The sequence below is a fragment of the Marinobacter iranensis genome, assembly GCF_029207565.1.
GTDB lineage: Bacteria > Pseudomonadota > Gammaproteobacteria > Pseudomonadales > Oleiphilaceae > Marinobacter > Marinobacter iranensis.
Genome location: NZ_JANCMW010000208.1, coordinates 1 through 266, shown reverse-complemented (window position 1 = coordinate 266; position 266 = coordinate 1). Strand labels below are relative to the sequence as shown.

At 71.8% G+C, this 266-nt stretch carries 1 protein-coding gene; it reads right to left on the bottom strand.

The features are described 5' to 3' along the window. A partial coding sequence (locus NLU14_RS22055) for a 3-hydroxyacyl-CoA dehydrogenase NAD-binding domain-containing protein (protein ID WP_275710641.1) occupies nt 1-266 on the bottom strand: 266 nt, incomplete at both ends.

Genomic DNA, 266 nt, shown 5'->3' with positions numbered 1-266 from the left:
AACCGGCCGGCGTCGGGCGCGGCCTGGGCGAGGCGGGTGATCGGGATCGACGAGGTGTTGCTCGCCAGGATCGCCTGTGGGCCCAGCACCTTGCCGACGGTCTCGAAGATCTGGCGCTTGATCGCCTCCCGCTCGGTCGCAGCCTCGATGACCAGGTCGCAGGGCGCAAAGGCATCGGTGCCGCCGACACTGGCGATCCGGCCGAGCGCGGCCTCGGCATCGGCCGCGCCGATCTTCTCCTTCTCCACGGCCCGGGCGAGCTGCCT